Origin of the sequence: Rummeliibacillus sp. TYF005 (assembly GCF_003844195.1) — a bacterium.
Taxonomy (GTDB): Bacteria; Bacillota; Bacilli; order Bacillales_A; family Planococcaceae; genus Rummeliibacillus.
On the sequence record NZ_ML122657.1, the window covers coordinates 1 to 351 of the forward strand.

Here is a 351-nt window from a genome sequence, read left to right on the forward strand (position 1 = left end):
TGTGCAACTGGAGGAAAACGATGAAACGAAGTATACAAACAACAAAAATTGTAGAAGAAGTCATTCGTCAAAAACCGAAAGCAAGATGGCTTTTCTTAACGTTAACAGTAAAGAATGTGTTTGATGGTGAAATGTTAGATGAGAGTTTGAAAGCAATGGCGCAAGGTTTCAATCGTTTAATGAAATATAAAAAAGTGGCTCAAAACATGATTGGCTTTATGAGATCCACGGAAGTTACCGTTAATAAAAAAGACGGTTCATATAATCAACACATGCATGTGTTGTTGTGTGTTGAAAAAACTTATTTTAAAAATAGTAATAATTATTTATCGCAAGAAGATTGGACAAGTC

General features: G+C 32.8%; 1 protein-coding gene. It reads left to right on the top strand.

Annotated features, from left to right (window positions below):
• Positions 1–351: protein rep (locus tag CW357_RS18115; RefSeq protein WP_241155195.1), on the top strand; the 351-nt coding region annotated here is incomplete at both ends.